Raw genomic sequence first — 16,506 nt, 5'->3', positions numbered from 1 at the left:
AGGAATGAGATGAACAGACATTCGCTGTCGCTGTCACTGCGCAACGACCCCGGCTCTCCCGCTGAGCTAATCGTCCGAGGCGGAGACGGGAATCGAACCCGTGTACAGGGCTTTGCAGGCCCTTGCCTAAGCCACTCGGCCACTCCGCCAGGAGCATGGCTCCACAGAAGATACCTGCTGGGGAACCACAGAGCGGATGACGAGACTCGAACTCGCGACCCTCACCTTGGCAAGGTGATGCGCTACCAACTGCGCTACATCCGCGTACATCACTGACTTCATGATGTTGAAACGAAGCTTATACGAGGGAATCAAGCGGGTTTCACCGGGGTACCCGCACCGCCTTCGCGGGCCCCCTACCTCGGATTACTCAGCTCAGGTCGTTCGAGATGAGGTGCGTGAGCGCCTCGTCGACGTTGACCCACAGGTGCTCGTTGCCGGGCACGACAACGTCGTACGTCCGGTCGAGGAAGTCGGCGAGCTCCTGGGCGGAGGCCTCGAACATGGCGTGCCCGGACGGCGAGCTCAGCTCGATCACGACGACCTCGGGGTCGTCGGCGGCGGGCCGGATCCGGACGTCACCGTCGCCGGCGTCGGCGATGAGGCCGTCAGCGAGCAGGTCGCGGGCGAACACCCACTCGACCCAACCGGCGCGGCCGGTGCGGAACGCGGCCACGACCGCGTACGGGTCCTTCGTGTCATATCGCAGCTCCACCTGAACCGGAACCGCAGGGGTCCTCGGCGCCAGCAGGTCGAAGACCGCTGTCGAGCGGAGCGTCACGTGGTCGTTGCGCATCGTCGTTACCCTCTTCTCCCTTCCCGGTCAATGAAACGACCGAGCACCTTAGTTGTGACGTGCATGTGGCGAGGAACGCTCGCGAATCGGACGCAGATCACCCCATCGGGTCAGCTTGACTGCGCACCGCGACCGTTTGCACGCGCTCCGTGGCCTCCTCGCTCTTAGCCCGCGTTCAGCGACTCCCATCTTGCTGGGTCTAACCTGAACCCGGTACCGGCTGTTGCGCGAATGTTGGACGTGAGGACATCTCTGGTGGCTGACTCGCCCGGCCCATCCGCCGCGTCACGCGACGGCCGGCCGACCGATTTCGAGCTCGTGCAAAGGCTCGCACAGGGCGATCGGTCGGCGTTCGGTGAGCTGTACGACAGGTACGGCACGCCAGCATATTCGCTGGCCAGACGCATCTGCGTGGACCCCGATCTGGCCGAGGACGTCGTCCAGGAGGCCTTCCTCGCGCTCTGGCGGCACCCCGCCAGGTTCGACCCCACGCGCGGAAGTTTCGGCACCTGGCTGATGACTCTCGTCCACCACCGCGCGGTGGATGCCGTCCGTAAGGAGAACACGCAGCGTCGTCGAACTGTTCCCCTCACCGACGACATCTCACCTCCGGCGGAAGGTTCCGATCACGAAGCGTTGGCGAGCGTGGTGGGCGCCGAGGTCAGAGCCGCACTGCGGACGTTGCCGGAAGAGCAGCGCCAAGTCATCGCACTCGCCTATCTGGGTGGCTACACGCAGTGCGAAGTAGCGAAGCTGACAGGCGTGCCGCTGGGGACTGTGAAATCGCGCACGTTCGCGGCGATCAGACGCCTCAGAGGCACGTTGGGGAACTTGTGGGCCGGCGAGACCGGCGAGACGACAGGAGTACACCGGTGAACGGCGAGTTGTGCTCTCACGAGGAGCTCGCGGTCGGCTGGGCGATGCACTCCCTGGAGCCGGACGAGGAAGCAGTGGTCCGCGACCACCTGCCGAACTGCCCCACGTGCCAGCGCACGGTGCGGGCGACGCAGGAGGTCCTCGCGGGCATCGGCGGCGCCGTCCGCCAGGAGCAGCCACCGCCCCGCCTGCGCGCGAGGCTGATGGAGGAGATCGAGCACATCCCCCAGGACGTGCCCGCTCCGCACCACCCACGCCACGCGGCCCCCACTCCCCTGCGCCCGCAGCACCGCCGCCGAACCGGCCGCGTACTGCTGGCCGCCGCGGCAGCCCTCGCCGTTCTCGCGGGCGGTGGCTACCTGGGCGTGCGCGTGAACCAGCTGTCCGGCGAGGTGACGGCGTCGCAGTCCCGCGTCGACGAACTGAACAAGGCGCTGGGACTGGCCGCCGACCCGTCGACGAACAGGGCGGTCCTGCGCAACGGCTCCGGTGACGAGGTGGCCGTCGTCCTGTCGAACCCGACCTCGGGCGCCGTCATGCCGATGAACCTCAAGCCGAACGACTCAGGTCACGTTTACGTGGTTTGGGGTGCGAGTACGAAAGCGCCGGTACCGTTGGCGGTGTTCGACGTGCGCGCGGGCTCGACCGACCCGCAACTGCTCAGCTGGGGAGCCGACGCGCACAAGCACACCAAGTTCGCGGTGTCGCTCGAACCGGGCCGCTCCGCACCGCCGAACCCCTCGGAGGTGCTGGCAGGAGGTCAGGTTGCACCCGCCTGAGTCCCAACAGGATGATCGACACATGACGAAGCCCGATCTGAAGCCCGACGAGCACAAGGGCTGGCGCCACTGGTTCCACCGCAACCCGGCGCTGAACCTGGCCTACCGCATCGGCGTGGGCGTGATCGGCGGCCTGGTGCTGGTCGCGGGCATCGTCATGATCCCGTACCCCGGCCCGGGCTGGCTGGTGGTCTTCGCGGGCCTGGCCATCCTCGCCACGGAGTTCGAGTGGGCTGGCCGAGTCCTGAAGTTCGCCAAGCGCTACTACGACCGCTGGGTCGACTGGCTCAAGCGCCAGCCCGTCTGGGTGCGAGCCCTGGTGATGGCGGGCGTCTGCGTCATCGTCTTGGCAACCCTGTACCTGCTGAACGCGTTCGCGCTGGTCGGCGGCTGGTTCGGCCTGGAGTGGAGCTGGTTGCAGAGCCCGATTTTTGGTTCCCGTTGATGATGTTGTAGGCTATGGCCACACCGCGAGAGCGGGACAGCACGACAACAGAACACGGGCGTTTAGCTCAGCGGGAGAGCGCTTCGTTCACACCGAAGAGGTCACTGGTTCGATCCCAGTATCGCCCATTTCAGCCGGAAGGCCCTCATCTGCACAGATGAGGGCCTTCCGGTTTTCTACGCACGCCAACAACTCCCGAAGTCGGCTTGCGGTAGCCAAACGGGGTCTCAAGGGGTCAGTCGTCCTCCTCTACCAGCGTCGGCAGGAATAGACCACCGATGGCCTCCGCCGCGTCCGCGTCGATATCGGGGATGTCCTCGGTGTAGGTATCGAGGGTGAACGCCACCTTGGCGTGACCGAGCCGACTGCTCACGATCTTCGGGTGCGGACCGGACCTCAACGCGATCGTGGCGTAGGTGTGCTGCACGTCGTGCAGCCGGATTCGCGGCAAGCCCCGCTCGATCCACGATGCGGTTGAAGTGCTCGGTGATCGTGTCCGGGTAGATCGGCTTGCCGTCCTCCCAGCAGAACATCATCCCCGCAGGCGCCGGTGCACGGTGCGGGGTCGGCAGGTGTGAGTACCAGCCGCTTCGGCCAGTTGCGATCCGTCCAGCCGGTCGGTACCCACCCCGACGCGGCCAACCGTTGAGAGGGGCCCCTGCCTCGTAGCCGGACGGACGGCCGAGCTGCTGTGCACGCGGTCCAGACTTAACCCCCGCGACCTCGGGTCAGTTCGCTGGTCTGCCGATGACCAGACAGAAAGGGTGACCGGCCGGGTCCAGGAGCACCCGCCACCGGTCGCCGCCGGGCTGGTGGTCCGGCCTTACCGCGCCGAGTCCCAGCGCCAGCTTCTCCGCCACGTCAAGGTCCTCGACCCCGAGATGCAGGTGGAACTGCTGCGGCACGACCTGACCGGGCCATCGCGGCGCCCGGTATCCGTCGACCCGCTGGAAACCCAGGTCACGGCCGGAACCGCCGGTCAGGGCGACGAACCCGTCGGCGTCGTACCCGAGCTCCATGCCTGTCATCTCCTGGTAGAACCGAGCCAGTGCCCGCGGATCGGCACAGTCCAGGGTCACGCCTCGCAGCGTGGCGATCGGCATCGTCCACCCCTCCTCGTCCATGTCCGCGGGCCCGTGCGGCCGCAGGTAGCCATCCAAACGCACTGCGGTGGTTCGGCTCCGCTCATTTTCGGATCTGTCGCGCATCGCCCGAGCCGCCCGGAGATGGCCGTCGCCGACGGTCGCGCCCTCCGTCAGAAGCCGGGGAACACGCGACGCAGGTCGTCGAGCGTGACGCTGCCCTCGACGGTGACGCCGTTGTCGTGCGGTGCCTTGAGACGGCCACTGACCAGGCGCACGAACGCTTCCCACGGCCCGTTGAACGTCGCGGAAGGTGACTCGAGGTGATCCACCACGGTGACCGCGCCGTCGATCACCAGCCCGGCGCCGGGGATCGCGACGGACACGGGGGCCGCGAGTTCGGCCGGCTTCGCGAGGAAGCTCAGCAGGAAGCCCATGGGCCCTGCCAGGAGGTCGACGAGCACCGCGGCCGAGTCGGCGTTCACTGCGGCGTGTGGGTCGAAGGCCGCGCGCACGTCCCACGAGTGGTTGGCCACCTCGTTGAGCCGCATGCCCAGGGCGGTCAGCAGCGGGACCGGCTCCGGCAGGAAGCCGAGGTCGACGGTCAGCGACGAGCGCTGCTCGGGCGTGAGCGCCTCGACCATGTCGAGCCAGCGGCCGTTGTGCTCCAGGAAGCCCTCGGCCTGCGCCCGCGGCGCGGACGCGTCCCAGCGAGCCCAGATCGTCTGGTTGTCCTCGGCCTCCACGGTTTCTCCGGCGGCCCGGGCGATCGGGGCACGGCCGATCTCCGCGCCGCTGCCGAGGTGGGACAGGACCTGGGCGACGGTCCACTCCGTCGCGCCGCTGGTGGAGGCCAGCTGTTGGTCGGTGAAGGTGCGGACGAGACCGGCGAGCATGTCGTGCTCGGCGCGCAGGACGGTGATCGTGCGGTCCACGAGTTGAGTCATGCCATCCCCAACTTCCGAACCCGCGCAGGTGTTCCGCGGATCAACGCCAAGCCGGCTCGGCGTTGCGAAAGCTGGGCCCGGTGGGAGAAGTGGAAGGCAGTCCACTGTTCACATTCATCGGGCATGGACCCGAGTCTGTGCGCTGGGCGTCACCGGCCCGCCACCACCATGTAGTTCTCGGCCTCAGGGTTGAACGTGCTGATTTCCGTCCGAAGTCCGACCCGGCGCAACTCGACTTCGAGTTCGTCGTATCGGTAGGGCCAGCACGACAGCAGTTCCGAGCGGACAAGAACCGACCCAGCCGCATCAACTTGCGCGACTGCGATCTCGATGTGGTGCTCCTCCTCCCAAAGCGGTGCGATCTCCCAGCGGTAGACTACGACGGCATCGCGACCGTTCCGGCGGACGAGTCGGTCACTGATGTTCAGCCGGGAACCTCTGGCCCTCACGAGTTCCCACGTGCGGGAGGTGAGCACCAAGCGCCCGCCACGGCGCAGAAGCCGTGACATCGACTCCAGAGCAGCAACCCTGCCTCTCGCACCCACGGCATGATGCAGCGAGTTGCCAACGCAGAACACCATGTCGAAGGTGGCGTCATCAAAATGGTCGGGCAACTCTTCCCAGTCCGCCCGCACTGTCCGGACAGATGCACCGAACTCCTCAGCCAACTCCGCAGTCCGACGAACCATCGCTTCGCTGGCATCAGTTGCGACAACCTGGATGCCAAGACCGGCGAGGCCAACCGCCAACTGTCCGGTTCCGCACGAGCAATCGAGGACGTGAGCGTTCGACGGCAGGAGCCTGAGGACGTCATCGAACGACGCAGCGAACTCGGCCGGAGCCAGCTTCGCATCGGAGATGAGCCACTCGTACACCTCGGCAAGCGCGTCATAACCCGCCACAACTCCTACCTCCGTCACGTGGCCCACTCACGGTGGCACATCAGTACATCAGCGGAGTAAGTCGGTTCACGAATCGATTTCGCAGGGGCAAGCCGTCCGCTCATGCCGCAGAGCGCGCACGCCGGCCTCAGACAAGACAGGGCCGATGAGCCTTGGGAGCGCGGAGTGGGAGCAGATCGGGAGCAACGCCGAAGAGGTCACTGGTTCGATCCCAGTGTCGCCCATTTCGCAGGCTTGGCAGCTCTTGGTTTGGGCCCGCACTTCCGGTACTGATTGGGGTTCTGCGGACGGAGGGAGCCGACGGTGAGTGACGACCCGACGACGCGGAACGATCTCAGCGGAGAGGTGAGCGGTCAGGTCGTGCAGGCCGGGGTGGTCCACGGGGACGTGCATTTCCACGCCGCCGAGCAACCACACCGCGGCATCCCTCGGCAGCTGCCGGGAGTCGCACGTCATTTCACCAACCGGATCGACGAGCAGAGTTCGTTGACCGAGTTGCTGGCCACGGCGGGAGTGGACGTCGTCATCGCGTCCATCGACGGCACAGCAGGCATCGGCAAGACCGCGTTGGCGCTCTACTGGAGCCATCAGGTCGCCGATCGCTTTCCGGACGGGCAGTTGTACGTCAACCTGCGCGGATTTGACCCGGCAGCGGAGCCTGCCAATCCAGGTGAGGTGCTCGGTGACTTCCTCGACGCGCTGGGTGTGCCGGGCGAGCGGATTCCCGCGTCGACCGCGGCTCGGGCGGCGCTGTACCGGTCGCTGTTGGCTGGCCGGAGGGTTCTCGTGGTGCTGGACAACGCCGCTGACGCTGACCAGGTCCGGCCCTTGTTGCCCGGCATGCACACTTGCCTGGCGCTGGTCACCAGTCGCAATCACCTGAGCGGCCTGGTCGTTCGGGATGGGGCCAGGCGGTTGCCGCTCGACGTCCTGACCGATGGCGAGGCACAGGCGCTGTTGGCGAGTCACATTGGCGTGCAACGGATAGCGGCTGAACCGGACGCGGTCGGGGAACTCGTCCGGCGTTGCGCGCATCTGCCGCTGGCGTTGAGCATCGCGGCGGCTCGGATGGCGGGGAGCCCGGCCGTCACGCTGGGCTGGGTGGTGAACGGACTGCGGCAGGAGCAGGATCGGCTCGACTACCTCGACATCGACGACGACACCGGAGTCCGGTCGGTGTTCTCCTGGTCGTATCGCCGGGCGTCCGCGGCGGCCGCCGGGTTGTTCCGGCAACTGGGGCTGCCGAACACCACCGACCTCGGGCTGGCTGCGGTGGCCGCACTCGCCGACCAGCCGCAGCGCCAGGTTCGTCAACTGCTCGGCGAACTGTGCCAGGCGCACCTGCTGGAGGAATACCGGCCCGGCCGCTATCGCTTTCACGATCTCCTACACGCCTATGCGAGGGAGCGTGCCGAACAGGACGATCCGCAGGCGCGCAAGGCCGCGTTGCGCCGGCTGCTCGACTGGTACCTGCGTACGGCGCACAACGCGGACAAGCTGCTTCGCCCGAAGATCTACACGTCGCTCGCCCTGCCGGCGTCCACTGTCACGCCCGCGACGTTTCACTCCGAGGCGGAAGTACTGGCTTGGTACAGCCTGGAACGCGCCAGCCTGTTCTTGCTGGTGCGCCAAGCCCGTGAAGAGGAGTTGTACGAGCACACCTGGCAGCTTCCCCATGCCATTGTGCATTTCTGCAGGCTGCGCGGAGACGCCGAGGACTGCGCCGACGCCATGCGGATCGGCGTCGAAGCGGCGCGTGCTCTCGGTGATCGACAGGCGGAAGCGGACACTCTGCGCAGAGTCGCCGTCGCGACGTTCGACGCGGGCCGTTATGAGGAAGCACTGTCGATCTACGGACGTGTGCTGCCGCTGTACGAGGAGATCGACGATCACGCCACGCTGGCCCGCACGCTGGCAGACGTCGGCGACGCGCTGGTCAAACTGGGGCGTCACGAAGAAGCCGTGGCGCACCTGGAGAACGCGCTCGAACTCCAGGACGGTGCTGATGTCAGGCAGCGCAAGGACGGCACGTTCCTGCGGCTCGGCCGGGCGCTCAGCGGGCTCGAACGGTACGACGAGGCAATCACATACTTCCAGGATGCTTTGGCGCTGAGCAGAACGTACGAAGACCCCTACGGCGAGGGGTACGCCCTGCATGACCTCGGTGAGGCGCACGCTGGTCGGAACGACAGTGCCGACGCCGTCCGCTACTACGACGAGGCGATCGCTCTGCGGCGCCGAATCGGCCACCACACCGGGGAAGGACTGAGCCTCTTCGGCCTGGGCGGCGCACTGCACAGGCTCGGTGACCTGGACGGGGCTCGAAGGTGCTGGGAACAAGCATTGATCGTGCTCGACACCGTTGACCACCCCGAGGCCGCGCACGTGCGCGACCGACTCGCCGAGCTCGGCTGAACACCCCTCAGATCAAACCAAGTGGCGGACTTCGCCACCCCACAGGCTGCGGCGGTGCCACGGCACAGGCAGACTGTCGGCTCGCGGACCGATTCGCCGGACCGCCACCACGGAGCTGACCAACACATGAGTGCTCGTTTCCAGGAACTCGACTGGCGCCAGACACCTTTGGGTGAACTAACGCTGCGCAAGCGGCACGATCCCGTTGCGGGCAAGGAAGTCCACGAGATCAAGCTGAACGACGAGTTCCTGATGTCCAGCATGTTCGTCGTCGCCGAGGTCGAACTGGCCCGCCTCGCGCTCGCGGAGATTCCGCGGACATCACTGGACGTCGTCGTGGGTGGTCTGGGGCTCGGCTTCACGGCACTGACCGTGCTGGAGAACGCGGATGTCGGTTCGCTGCTGGTCGTCGACGCGCTCGGCGAGGTGATCGAATGGCACGAGCAGGGGCTCATCCCCGCCGGGCCCGTGCTGACGGCCGACGCCCGGTGCCGCTTGGTGCACGGTGACTTCTTCGCGATGCTCCGCTCCGGGCACGGCTTCGACCCGGAGACTCCCGGCCGGGCGTTCGACGCGATCATCGTCGACATCGACCACTCGCCACGTCACCTGCTGCATCCCGGCAACGCCGACTTCTACGAACCCGAGGGCCTGCGGCGGCTGGCCGGCCTGCTCAATCCCGGCGGAGTGTTCGCGCTGTGGTCCAACGACCCGCCCGACGACGAGTTCATCACCACGCTCTCGTCGGTCTTCACCGATGTCCGCGCCGAGATCGTCAGCTTTCCCAATCCGTTGCAGGGCAAAGACTCCACGAACACCGTCTACCTCGCGAAGCCGGCCTGAGCGGGCCGGACCGCGGTCAGGCGGTCCGGTCGTCGGGCAGTTCGAGCAGTTCCTCGATCACGCGGCAGGCGGGGCCGGTGCGCTGCCACGAGTACCGCGTCGGCACCAGGACGTTGGCCTCGTCCGCCGGCATCCGCGTCGCGATCGCGTCGTTCTCGTCGTGCAGACGGACGACGTCGATGACGTTGTCGTGGGCGCGGACGCCCACCACCGCGGCAAGCTCGCCCTTGTGGTTGCGCGGGTAGAGGAACTGGAAGCCGCGCAAGATCAGCGCGTTGAGCCGGACCGTGGCGCTCTCCGTGGTGTCACGCGACGAAGTCATCGAACTCACCTTCCTTCGCACCCGCCAGGAAGGCCGCGATCTCGGCGCGAGTGAGAACAAGCGCGGGACCATCCGGAAAGCGGGAGTTGCGCACGGCGACGTCACCACCGTCGAGCCGGGCGAGCTCCATGCAGTTTCCGGACGCGCCGCTGTGCCTGCTCTTCCGCCAGGTGGCGTCCGTCAGCAGGGCAGCTGACATCCCGCTGTGGATCGCTTCTCCCATGGCCACTCCGCCTCCGCGAAACGGGTGCATATGCACGTGCATTTGGCTGTGCACGCACGGTAGCAGATGCACTCGCACGGGTAAATGCACGTGCATTTGCACGCTCTGTGGATGGGTGGCGAGGCTACAGCTCAGCGAGACGCTTGCTCAGCACCTGGCGCGTCCGGTCCGGCGTGTGGGCGTCGATCGTCAGCCGGTCGAACATCCGGCTGTACAGCTCGAGCTCCTTGCTCCGGTCCAGGTACAACGCGCCGCCGCCGTGCTCGAGGTAGACGATGTCCGGCAGTTCCGGCTCGTCGAACCGCAGCATGGCGAACGAGCTCTCGGCCGCGTAGCCGCTGAGGGAGTACGGCAGAACCTGAAGGGCGATGTGCTTCTGCTTGGTGACGGCGAGCAGATGTTCGAGCTGGCCGCGCAACACCGCCACGCCGCCGATCGGCCGGTAGAGGACCGACTCGTCGATCACCGCCCACAGCCGGGGCGCGCCCGGCCTGGCCAGGATCTTCTGCCGTTGCATGCGCAGGGTGACGAGCTGGTCGACCGCCTTGTCCGCGAGGTCCGGGCGACCGTGGCTCGCGATCGCCCTGGCGTAGTCCTCGGTCTGCAACAGGCCAGGCACGAACTGCAGCTCGTAGGTGAGGATTCTCGACGCGGCTTCTTCCAGGCCGACGTAGTCGTGGAACCAGTCCGGCATCAGGTCGCTGTAGCGGTGCCACCAGCCCGGCTGGTTCGACTGGGCGACCATCTCGAGGAACATGTCCCGATCCGCCTGGTCGGTGACCCCGTACATGGTGAGCAGGTCGGCGACGTCGCGATCCTTCAGGCCGACGCGGCCGAGCTCCAGCCTGCTGATCTTCGACTCGGACCCGCGGATGGCGAAACCCGCTTCGCTGCGCGAGATGTCCGCGGCCTCGCGCAGCCTGCGCAGCTGCGCGCCGAGCACGATGCGCAGCGCTGTCGGGCCTCCCGGCCGGACGTTCGCCGAGTTGGAGTCAGCAGTCGCCATCAGGGCTCCTCCTTAGCGTTCCGCCCCTCACCTGCGCCAGTGCGGACAGCACAATCCACTCGAAAGGCGGTTGCTGTAGATGCAACGGCGCAAGGGTTGATCACTGTACGTGCACCGGCGGCGCATTCACGCATTCGGCTCATATGCGTGGGCCGGGTGCAGTGTGATCTGATGCACAGAACGCCATGCCGTGTCTACGTTTGCGAGGTTCGTGATGCCCGACACCGATGTGCCCGTCTACATCGACACGACGAAGGCCAGCATCGCCAGGGTGTACGACGCCTTCCTCAACGGCAAGGACAACTACGAGATCGACCGCGAGGTGCTGCGGCGGGTGCAGCAGGTCGCGCCGGAAGCGGCGACCCTCGCGTTCGACAACCGCAACTTCCTGATCCGCGCCACCCGTTTCATCGCGAGCCAGACGGGCATCACCCAGTACCTCGACTGCGGATCCGGGCTGCCCACGGCGGAGAACACCCACCAGGTGGCGCAACGGATCCAGCCGGAAGCCCGCGTGGTCTACGTCGACAACGACCCGGTGGTGCTCGCACACGGGCGGGCGTTGCTCGAGGAGAACGACCAGACGCACTTCTCGGCCGCGAACATCTTCAACCCCAAGGAGATCCTCGAAGACCCGATCGTGCGCAAGCACATCGACTTCACGCAGCCGATCGCGTTCTTCCAGCTCGGCACGCTGCACCACTACGACGGCGAGATCAGCCCGCAGGAGATCATGCGCGAGTACGTCGACGCGCTGCCGTCCGGTTCCTACGTGGCGCTCAGCCACTTCCTCGATCCGCAGACCGCGGAGCACAGCGATCTCGCCCGCCGCATGGAGGACACGTTCCTGCACAGTCCGATGGGCACCGGCCGTTTCCGCACCCGCGAGGAGATCGAGGGCATGCTGGCCGGACTCGAACTGGTCGAACCCGGCCTGTCCCTGTGCGCCGACTGGTGGCCGGACGGGCCACGCATCACGCCACTCCCCCCGGTGTCGTACTGCATCGCCGGCGCGGTGGGCCGCAAGCCCTGACACGGCAAGACCGACCTGACCAGAAGGATACGAACGCCGGCAGTGCGACGGTCGCGCCAGGGCGGCGCGCCACTGCCGGCTGGAAGCCCGTCACGTGGGGGTGCGGGCGGGTGTTCATCAGGGTCGCCCCTGGACAGGGGCGGGGTGGCGCCGCTGGCTGGTGGCCGCCGCTCCTGAAGCACGCAGAGGTCCAAGCGAGGATCTGAAATCGCTTGGATCGGGAGCATTCCGGCGTTTCAGGGAACCGCGGGAAGTTCCGGCCTGGCCAACACACCGACAGATGGTCTATACCAATAGTGGCCCCGCCTCACCCCTGCCCTGAGGAGGTTCGTCATGCGGACCAAGCTGTTCAAGCTGGCCACGGTTGCCGCGCTGGCGGCGATGGCACTACCCGTCGGAACAAGTCAGGCCGCCACGGCGTCGTCGGTCGCGCCGTACGTCGACATGGGTGCCTGGCCCACGCCGGTGTTGTCGGAGATGGCGAGCAAGGGTGGCGTCAAGAGCTTCACGCTCGGGTTCGTCACGTCCTACGGGTGCAAGGCCAGCTGGTTCGGCGCCTACGACCCGCGGACCGGGTGGCAGAAGGAGGAGATCCAGAAGCTCCGCAACGCCGGTGGGGACGTGAAGATCTCCTTCGGTGGTGCGTCGGGTATCGAGCTGGCGTACTACTGCACGACGCCGCAGACGCTGGCCACCGAGTACGACGCTGTGGTCAAGGCGTATTCGTTGAAGTACGTGGACTTCGACATCGAGGGTGCGGCGGTGGCCGACCCGACGACCATCGCACGAAGGTCGCAGGCGTTGAAGATCCTGCAGGACCGCAACCCCGGCCTGAAGATCTCGTTGACGTTGCCGGTGTTGCCGAGCGGGTTGACGCAGGACGGCGTGAACGTGGTGAAGTCGGCCAAGAACGCCGGCGTGAACCTCGACATGGTCAACGTCATGGCCATGGACTACTACGAGGGGCCTGGTGACCAAGGGGCCAAGGCGATCGCGGCGGCCAAGGCCACGCAGGCTCAGGTGAAGTCGGTCTACGGGCTGTCGGATTCGGCTGCCTGGAAGAAGATCGGCGTCACGCCGATGCTCGGGGTCAACGACTCGCGCAACGAGATCTTCTACCAGAAGGACGCGCGGGCGCTGGTGAGCTTCGCCGGCGGCGTGCACCTCGGGATGCTCTCGTTCTGGGAGCAGGGACGGGATGCCAACGCCTGCACCGGCGCGCTGTACCGGTGCAACAACATCCCGCAGCAGCCCTACGAGTTCGCCCGGATCTTCTCCGGCTACAACGGCTAGCTCAGCGTCCAGATGGCCGTGTCCGCATAGGCACGGCCATCTCGCGTGCCGGTGATGGTCACGGTGTTGGCGCCCGGCCGCAACGTGACCGGCCAGGTGTAGATGTGGTCGGCTGCGGGCGGAGCGCTCACCGCGACCCCGTTCAGGACCAGCTGCACGTTGTCCGTTGTGGCGTAAGCGCGGACGGTCGTCGAAGCGGCGGCGCGCGAGGTCCACCGGGCGCTGTTCAGGTGCACGAACGGCGTGTCGGTCCACTGCGACTTGTAGAACCAGAAGGCGTCCTTGCGCACCGAACGGTCGTAGGTGACGAGGCCCTTGTCGTTGCGGCCCAGCGTGTCGCCCTCGGAGCGGCTGTCGACGGCGAAGTCGAACATGTTCCAGACGAAGGTGCCCCAGAGGAAGTCGCGCGTCTTCAGCTGAGCCCAGGAGTTCTCGTGCACCAGGGTCTGGTACTCCTCCGGGTGCCAGCGCGAGGTGGTCACGGGCGGGCGGGGGTTCTCCTCGTGCTGCACCACGCTGCCGCCGGCGCCGTACTCGCTCAAAGCGATCTTCCTCAACGGATCACGCGCGTGCAGGCGGTCCGCCCAGCCGCCGGGGCCGGTGCTGCTCTGGTCGTACCAGCCGTAGTACTTGTTGTAAGCGGCCAGATCGGCGTGGCTGGAGACCGGGTCCTGGTCGCCGAGGTGGCTTGCGTAGGTGGACAACCGCCCGGAGTCCTCGGCGCGGACGGACGCGGCCAGGTCGCGCAGCAGGTCGTTGGTGGCGGTGTTGCTGGTCTTCTGCTCGTTGCCGATGCCCCAGAACGCGATGGACGGGTGGTTGAAGTTCTGCCGGATCATCTCCAGCAGCTGCTGCTGGGCGTTCGCGCGGAAGGCCGCGGTGTCCGCCACCTCGTTGACCAGCGGGATCTCGGTCCAGACGACGTAGCCGCGCGTGTCGGCCAAGCGGTAGACGTCCGCGGACTGCTGGTAGTGGGCGGTGCGCAACGCGTTCACGCCCATCTCGTCCATCAGGTCGAAGTCCTGGCGCTGCTGGTCGGCCGAGACCGCCCAGCCGGTGTTCAGCCGGTCCTGGTGCGCGTTCACGCCGTTCAGCCGCAAACGCTTGCCGTTCAACGAGAAGCCGGCCGAAGCGTCGACAGCGGCAGTCCTCAGACCCAACGGCTGGGTGACGACGTCCTTGGCCACGCCCGTGTCGGCGTCGATGATCTCCACGCTCGCGCTGTACAGGTACGGGTCCGCCTTGCCGTTCCAGCGGTGCGGACGCGGGATCGTCACGGTCTGCACGGTGTCGAAACCGGTGGCGGCGTTGACCGAACGGACAGCGGAAACGCTCTCACCCACGACCACACCCGCATGATCAGCGACAACGGCGCGAACCCGGACTCGCGCGGCAGAACTGCGGTTGTTCCACGACTTGGTGGTCACCTCGACGCTGGCGGAGGCATCGGTCAGCGAACGCTGCCGCAGGTAGACGCCAGGACCGCCGTAGTCGCCCAGGCGCACCCCGAGCGGGTCCACGCCGGTCAGCGACACGTGCCGGTAGATGCCGCCGAAGAACGTGAAGTCAGCGGACAGCGGAGCCACGTCGGCGGCCGCGCGGTTGTCGGCCTTCACCGCGACCACGTTGTCCTGCCCCAGCTTCAGCGACGAAGTCGCGTCGAAGCGGAACCCCGCGAACCCTCCACGGTGCCGCCCCAGCCGGACGCCGTTCACCCACACGTCCGCGACCTGGTTCACGCCGTCGAACTGCAGCCACAGCCGTCGGCCCGCAAGCGACGAGGCCGGCGTGAAGTGCTTGCGGTACCAGCCGATTCCCCGGTAGTAGTCCGAGCCGCCGTCCTGGCCGTCCGACGCGTTCCACGTGTGCGGGACGCTCACCGGACTCCACGACGAGTCGTTGAACGCCGGCGCCTCAGCGCCGGAGACGTCCGCGCGCAGGAAGCGCCAGCCGGAGTCCAAACTCACCGAAGCACGCAACGCCGGTGGCGCGTACGCCGAAGCTGCTGGTGCGCCAACGAACATCGCCGAGATCAGCACGAGCAGCGCCAGCAGACGTGTCATGTCCAGCACGCTATTGGCGACGTGAAACCGGCGTCAACGAAAGGAGCTAGTTCCGGTACAACGGGTTCGGGCAGTCGACGTAGACGCTCGCGGCACCCTCCGCGCGCGTCCAGCGCAGCAGCAGGTTCGCCTTCGCGGGCACGGCCGGACTCTCCAGCAACGAGTTCAGCAGTGTGAACGATCCATACCCGGCGAACACTTCCCGGGCTTCGGCCCACACGTCGAGCGACGGGTGCCGGTCCAGCACCGCGCCCGCGATCTCGATCAGGTGGTTCACGATCAGGCAGTACTGGAGCCGCTCCCAGCCCTTGGCCTCCGACACACCGCGCGAACCGCCAGCACCATCCACTTCGGACAGCAACGCGGCATGCCTTGGCAGCAAACGCATTCCTTCGTGGTCGCGGTAGAACGCCTGCACCGGCATCCCCGACGGGTCCACGCCCACCAGCACGTTCTGCAGGTGGCACTCCATCACCACACCGTGCGCGAAGAACGCGTGCAGCACAGGAGGAACGACAACCGAGACGTACTGCCGGAACCACCGCAACGCGGCGGCGGAATCCAGACCGTCCAACGGGTTCCCGTCGAACCCCTCGCTGATCCCGGCCGCCAGCAACGGAGTCACGCCCGGCAGCGTGTGGCGCCGCACCCCGTCCCGCACCACGACCGCAAGCCCCTCAAAGGACTCCGCGGAAGTCCGGTAGCCGCGATCGATCAGGAACGCCGTGCCGGGATAGGTGGCGGCGATGTCCGCGAACACCGGTCTCAGCACCCGGGCCAGCGGCGGAATCCAGCGCAGATCGTGGGCCCACAGGCGACGCACGTCGTTGGTGATCTGCACGTCCAGGCTGAACTTGTAGAAGAGATCGGCAGCCGGGTCGTACACCGTGCGCACGGACGACGTCGGCCACACCTCGTGATCAGCCACCGGCCCGGACATCCCCAGCAACGAGAGCTGCCACGGATGCGCGGGCAGCACGCCGGCGGGCAACGGCACCTCGCCGTCGTCGACGAACGAACCTTCCAGGTGCACCAACGAAAACGACGCGTGCACCTCGGGTGCGTACGGCAGCCACTCCGACGCGGGCAGCCCGCCACGGCCCTTCGGCGCGGGGTGGTAGCGGTGCCCGGCGAGCAACGCCTGCTCGGAGCGCTGGTAGAGATCAGCGGGCGGAGCGGGCCGAGCCGCCAGCATCGCCGCGATGGCCGACCGCGATCCCGCGATCTCGTCGAGGAACCCGACGGGCGGGTCACCGAGCTCCTTGGTGATCAGCACAGCCAGTTCGTGCCACGACACGCGATGCCACGATCCGGTGAAAACCTCGGGGTCGGACAGCCACCGGCCCTGCCGCGCGCGCAGCAGCACATCGGTCCGCGGCAACCGGATCGTGCCGTCCGGGCCCTCCTGACCGACCTCGCGCCGCAGGCAGTTGAGCAGGGCGGTCGAGGTGATGTCGTCAGCGATCGCTTCCACTGGTACC

General features: G+C 67.1%; 17 protein-coding genes and 3 tRNA genes. 8 read left to right on the top strand and 12 right to left on the bottom strand.

Features of this window, described 5'->3' with window-relative positions; all coding sequences use genetic code 11:
* Window positions 1–77: 77 nt before the first annotated feature.
* The 3 genes from ABZX92_RS26985 to ABZX92_RS26975 form a co-directional block, all read right to left on the bottom strand.
* Window positions 78–149, bottom strand: a tRNA-Cys gene (locus tag ABZX92_RS26985).
* Between the two features lie 42 nt (window positions 150–191).
* Window positions 192–264: transfer RNA gene (locus ABZX92_RS26980), tRNA-Gly, on the bottom strand.
* 106 nt (window positions 265–370) lie between these two features.
* Complete coding sequence (locus ABZX92_RS26975) at window positions 371–796, bottom strand: SsgA family sporulation/cell division regulator (protein WP_030466274.1); 426 nt, start codon at window positions 794–796, stop codon at window positions 371–373.
* Window positions 797–1,051: 255 nt separating this feature from the next.
* Between ABZX92_RS26975 and ABZX92_RS26970 the strand changes: the two genes are divergently transcribed.
* The 4 genes from ABZX92_RS26970 (at window position 1,052) to ABZX92_RS26955 (ending at window position 3,024) form a co-directional block, all read left to right on the top strand.
* Window positions 1,052–1,672, top strand: coding sequence for a sigma-70 family RNA polymerase sigma factor (locus ABZX92_RS26970; protein WP_355564937.1), 621 nt, complete (start codon window positions 1,052–1,054; stop codon window positions 1,670–1,672).
* Complete coding sequence (locus ABZX92_RS26965) at window positions 1,669–2,451, top strand: anti-sigma factor (RefSeq protein WP_355564934.1); 783 nt, start codon at window positions 1,669–1,671, stop codon at window positions 2,449–2,451. The genes ABZX92_RS26970 and ABZX92_RS26965 overlap by 4 nt, the downstream gene beginning before the upstream one ends.
* A gap of 22 nt (window positions 2,452–2,473) precedes the next feature.
* A complete protein-coding gene (locus ABZX92_RS26960) occupies window positions 2,474–2,896 on the top strand; it encodes a TIGR02611 family protein (RefSeq protein ID WP_355564932.1) in 423 nt (140 codons plus the stop codon).
* A gap of 56 nt (window positions 2,897–2,952) precedes the next feature.
* A tRNA-Val gene (locus ABZX92_RS26955) sits at window positions 2,953–3,024 on the top strand.
* Window positions 3,025–3,131: 107 nt separating this feature from the next.
* Here the strand turns inward: ABZX92_RS26955 and ABZX92_RS26950 are convergent.
* The 4 genes from ABZX92_RS26950 to ABZX92_RS26935 all read right to left on the bottom strand — a co-directional run bounded on the left by ABZX92_RS26950 (window position 3,132) and on the right by ABZX92_RS26935 (window position 5,845).
* Window positions 3,132–3,347, bottom strand: a complete 216-nt coding sequence (locus ABZX92_RS26950; RefSeq protein ID WP_355564929.1) for a hypothetical protein — start codon at window positions 3,345–3,347, stop codon at window positions 3,132–3,134.
* 277 nt (window positions 3,348–3,624) lie between these two features.
* On the bottom strand, window positions 3,625–4,056 hold the full coding sequence (locus ABZX92_RS26945; protein ID WP_355564927.1) for a VOC family protein: 432 nt from the start codon (window positions 4,054–4,056) through the stop codon (window positions 3,625–3,627).
* A gap of 95 nt (window positions 4,057–4,151) precedes the next feature.
* On the bottom strand, window positions 4,152–4,925 hold the full coding sequence (locus ABZX92_RS26940) for a maleylpyruvate isomerase family mycothiol-dependent enzyme (RefSeq protein WP_355564924.1): 774 nt from the start codon (window positions 4,923–4,925) through the stop codon (window positions 4,152–4,154).
* 149 nt (window positions 4,926–5,074) lie between these two features.
* Window positions 5,075–5,845 (bottom strand): class I SAM-dependent methyltransferase, encoded by a 771-nt coding sequence (locus ABZX92_RS26935; RefSeq protein WP_355564921.1) that lies wholly within the window; start codon window positions 5,843–5,845, stop codon window positions 5,075–5,077.
* Between the two features lie 285 nt (window positions 5,846–6,130).
* On the opposite strand from ABZX92_RS26935, the gene ABZX92_RS26930 reads away from it, so the two are divergent.
* Both ABZX92_RS26930 and ABZX92_RS26925 read left to right on the top strand, forming a co-directional pair.
* Window positions 6,131–8,242, top strand: coding sequence for a tetratricopeptide repeat protein (locus tag ABZX92_RS26930; RefSeq protein WP_355564918.1), 2,112 nt, complete (start codon window positions 6,131–6,133; stop codon window positions 8,240–8,242).
* A 126-nt stretch (window positions 8,243–8,368) separates the two neighbouring features.
* Window positions 8,369–9,085 (top strand): spermidine synthase, encoded by a 717-nt coding sequence (locus tag ABZX92_RS26925; protein WP_355564915.1) that lies wholly within the window; start codon window positions 8,369–8,371, stop codon window positions 9,083–9,085.
* A 16-nt stretch (window positions 9,086–9,101) separates the two neighbouring features.
* On the opposite strand, the gene ABZX92_RS26920 is transcribed toward ABZX92_RS26925, so the two are convergent.
* The 3 genes from ABZX92_RS26920 to ABZX92_RS26910 all read right to left on the bottom strand — a co-directional run bounded on the left by ABZX92_RS26920 (window position 9,102) and on the right by ABZX92_RS26910 (window position 10,636).
* Window positions 9,102–9,407 (bottom strand): hypothetical protein, encoded by a 306-nt coding sequence (locus ABZX92_RS26920; protein WP_355564912.1) that lies wholly within the window; start codon window positions 9,405–9,407, stop codon window positions 9,102–9,104.
* Entirely contained in the window at window positions 9,391–9,630 is a 240-nt protein-coding gene (locus tag ABZX92_RS26915) for a DUF397 domain-containing protein (protein ID WP_355564909.1), read from the bottom strand. Before ABZX92_RS26915 ends, ABZX92_RS26920 begins: the two co-directional genes overlap by 17 nt.
* Before the next feature lie 124 nt (window positions 9,631–9,754).
* Window positions 9,755–10,636, bottom strand: coding sequence for a helix-turn-helix transcriptional regulator (locus ABZX92_RS26910; protein WP_355564906.1), 882 nt, complete (start codon window positions 10,634–10,636; stop codon window positions 9,755–9,757).
* 214 nt (window positions 10,637–10,850) lie between these two features.
* Between ABZX92_RS26910 and ABZX92_RS26905 the strand changes: the two genes are divergently transcribed.
* The gene (locus ABZX92_RS26905; protein WP_355564903.1) at window positions 10,851–11,669 is read left to right on the top strand and encodes an SAM-dependent methyltransferase; all 819 of its coding nucleotides are present in this window, start codon (window positions 10,851–10,853) and stop codon (window positions 11,667–11,669) included.
* A 333-nt stretch (window positions 11,670–12,002) separates the two neighbouring features.
* A complete protein-coding gene (locus tag ABZX92_RS26900) occupies window positions 12,003–12,962 on the top strand; it encodes a chitinase (RefSeq protein WP_355564901.1) in 960 nt (319 codons plus the stop codon).
* Here the strand turns inward: ABZX92_RS26900 and ABZX92_RS26895 are convergent.
* Both ABZX92_RS26895 and ABZX92_RS26890 read right to left on the bottom strand, forming a co-directional pair.
* The gene (locus ABZX92_RS26895) at window positions 12,959–15,025 is read right to left on the bottom strand and encodes a glycoside hydrolase family 2 TIM barrel-domain containing protein (RefSeq protein ID WP_355564898.1); all 2,067 of its coding nucleotides are present in this window, start codon (window positions 15,023–15,025) and stop codon (window positions 12,959–12,961) included. The genes ABZX92_RS26900 and ABZX92_RS26895 overlap by 4 nt on opposite strands.
* A 46-nt stretch (window positions 15,026–15,071) precedes the next feature.
* Entirely contained in the window at window positions 15,072–16,499 is a 1,428-nt protein-coding gene (locus ABZX92_RS26890) for an IucA/IucC family C-terminal-domain containing protein (protein ID WP_355564895.1), read from the bottom strand.
* Window positions 16,500–16,506 lie beyond the last annotated feature (7 nt).

The organism is Lentzea sp. NPDC006480 (assembly GCF_040611995.1).
Lineage (GTDB): Bacteria > Actinomycetota > Actinomycetes > Mycobacteriales > Pseudonocardiaceae > Lentzea.
This window is presented reverse-complemented; position numbering and strand designations above follow the sequence as displayed.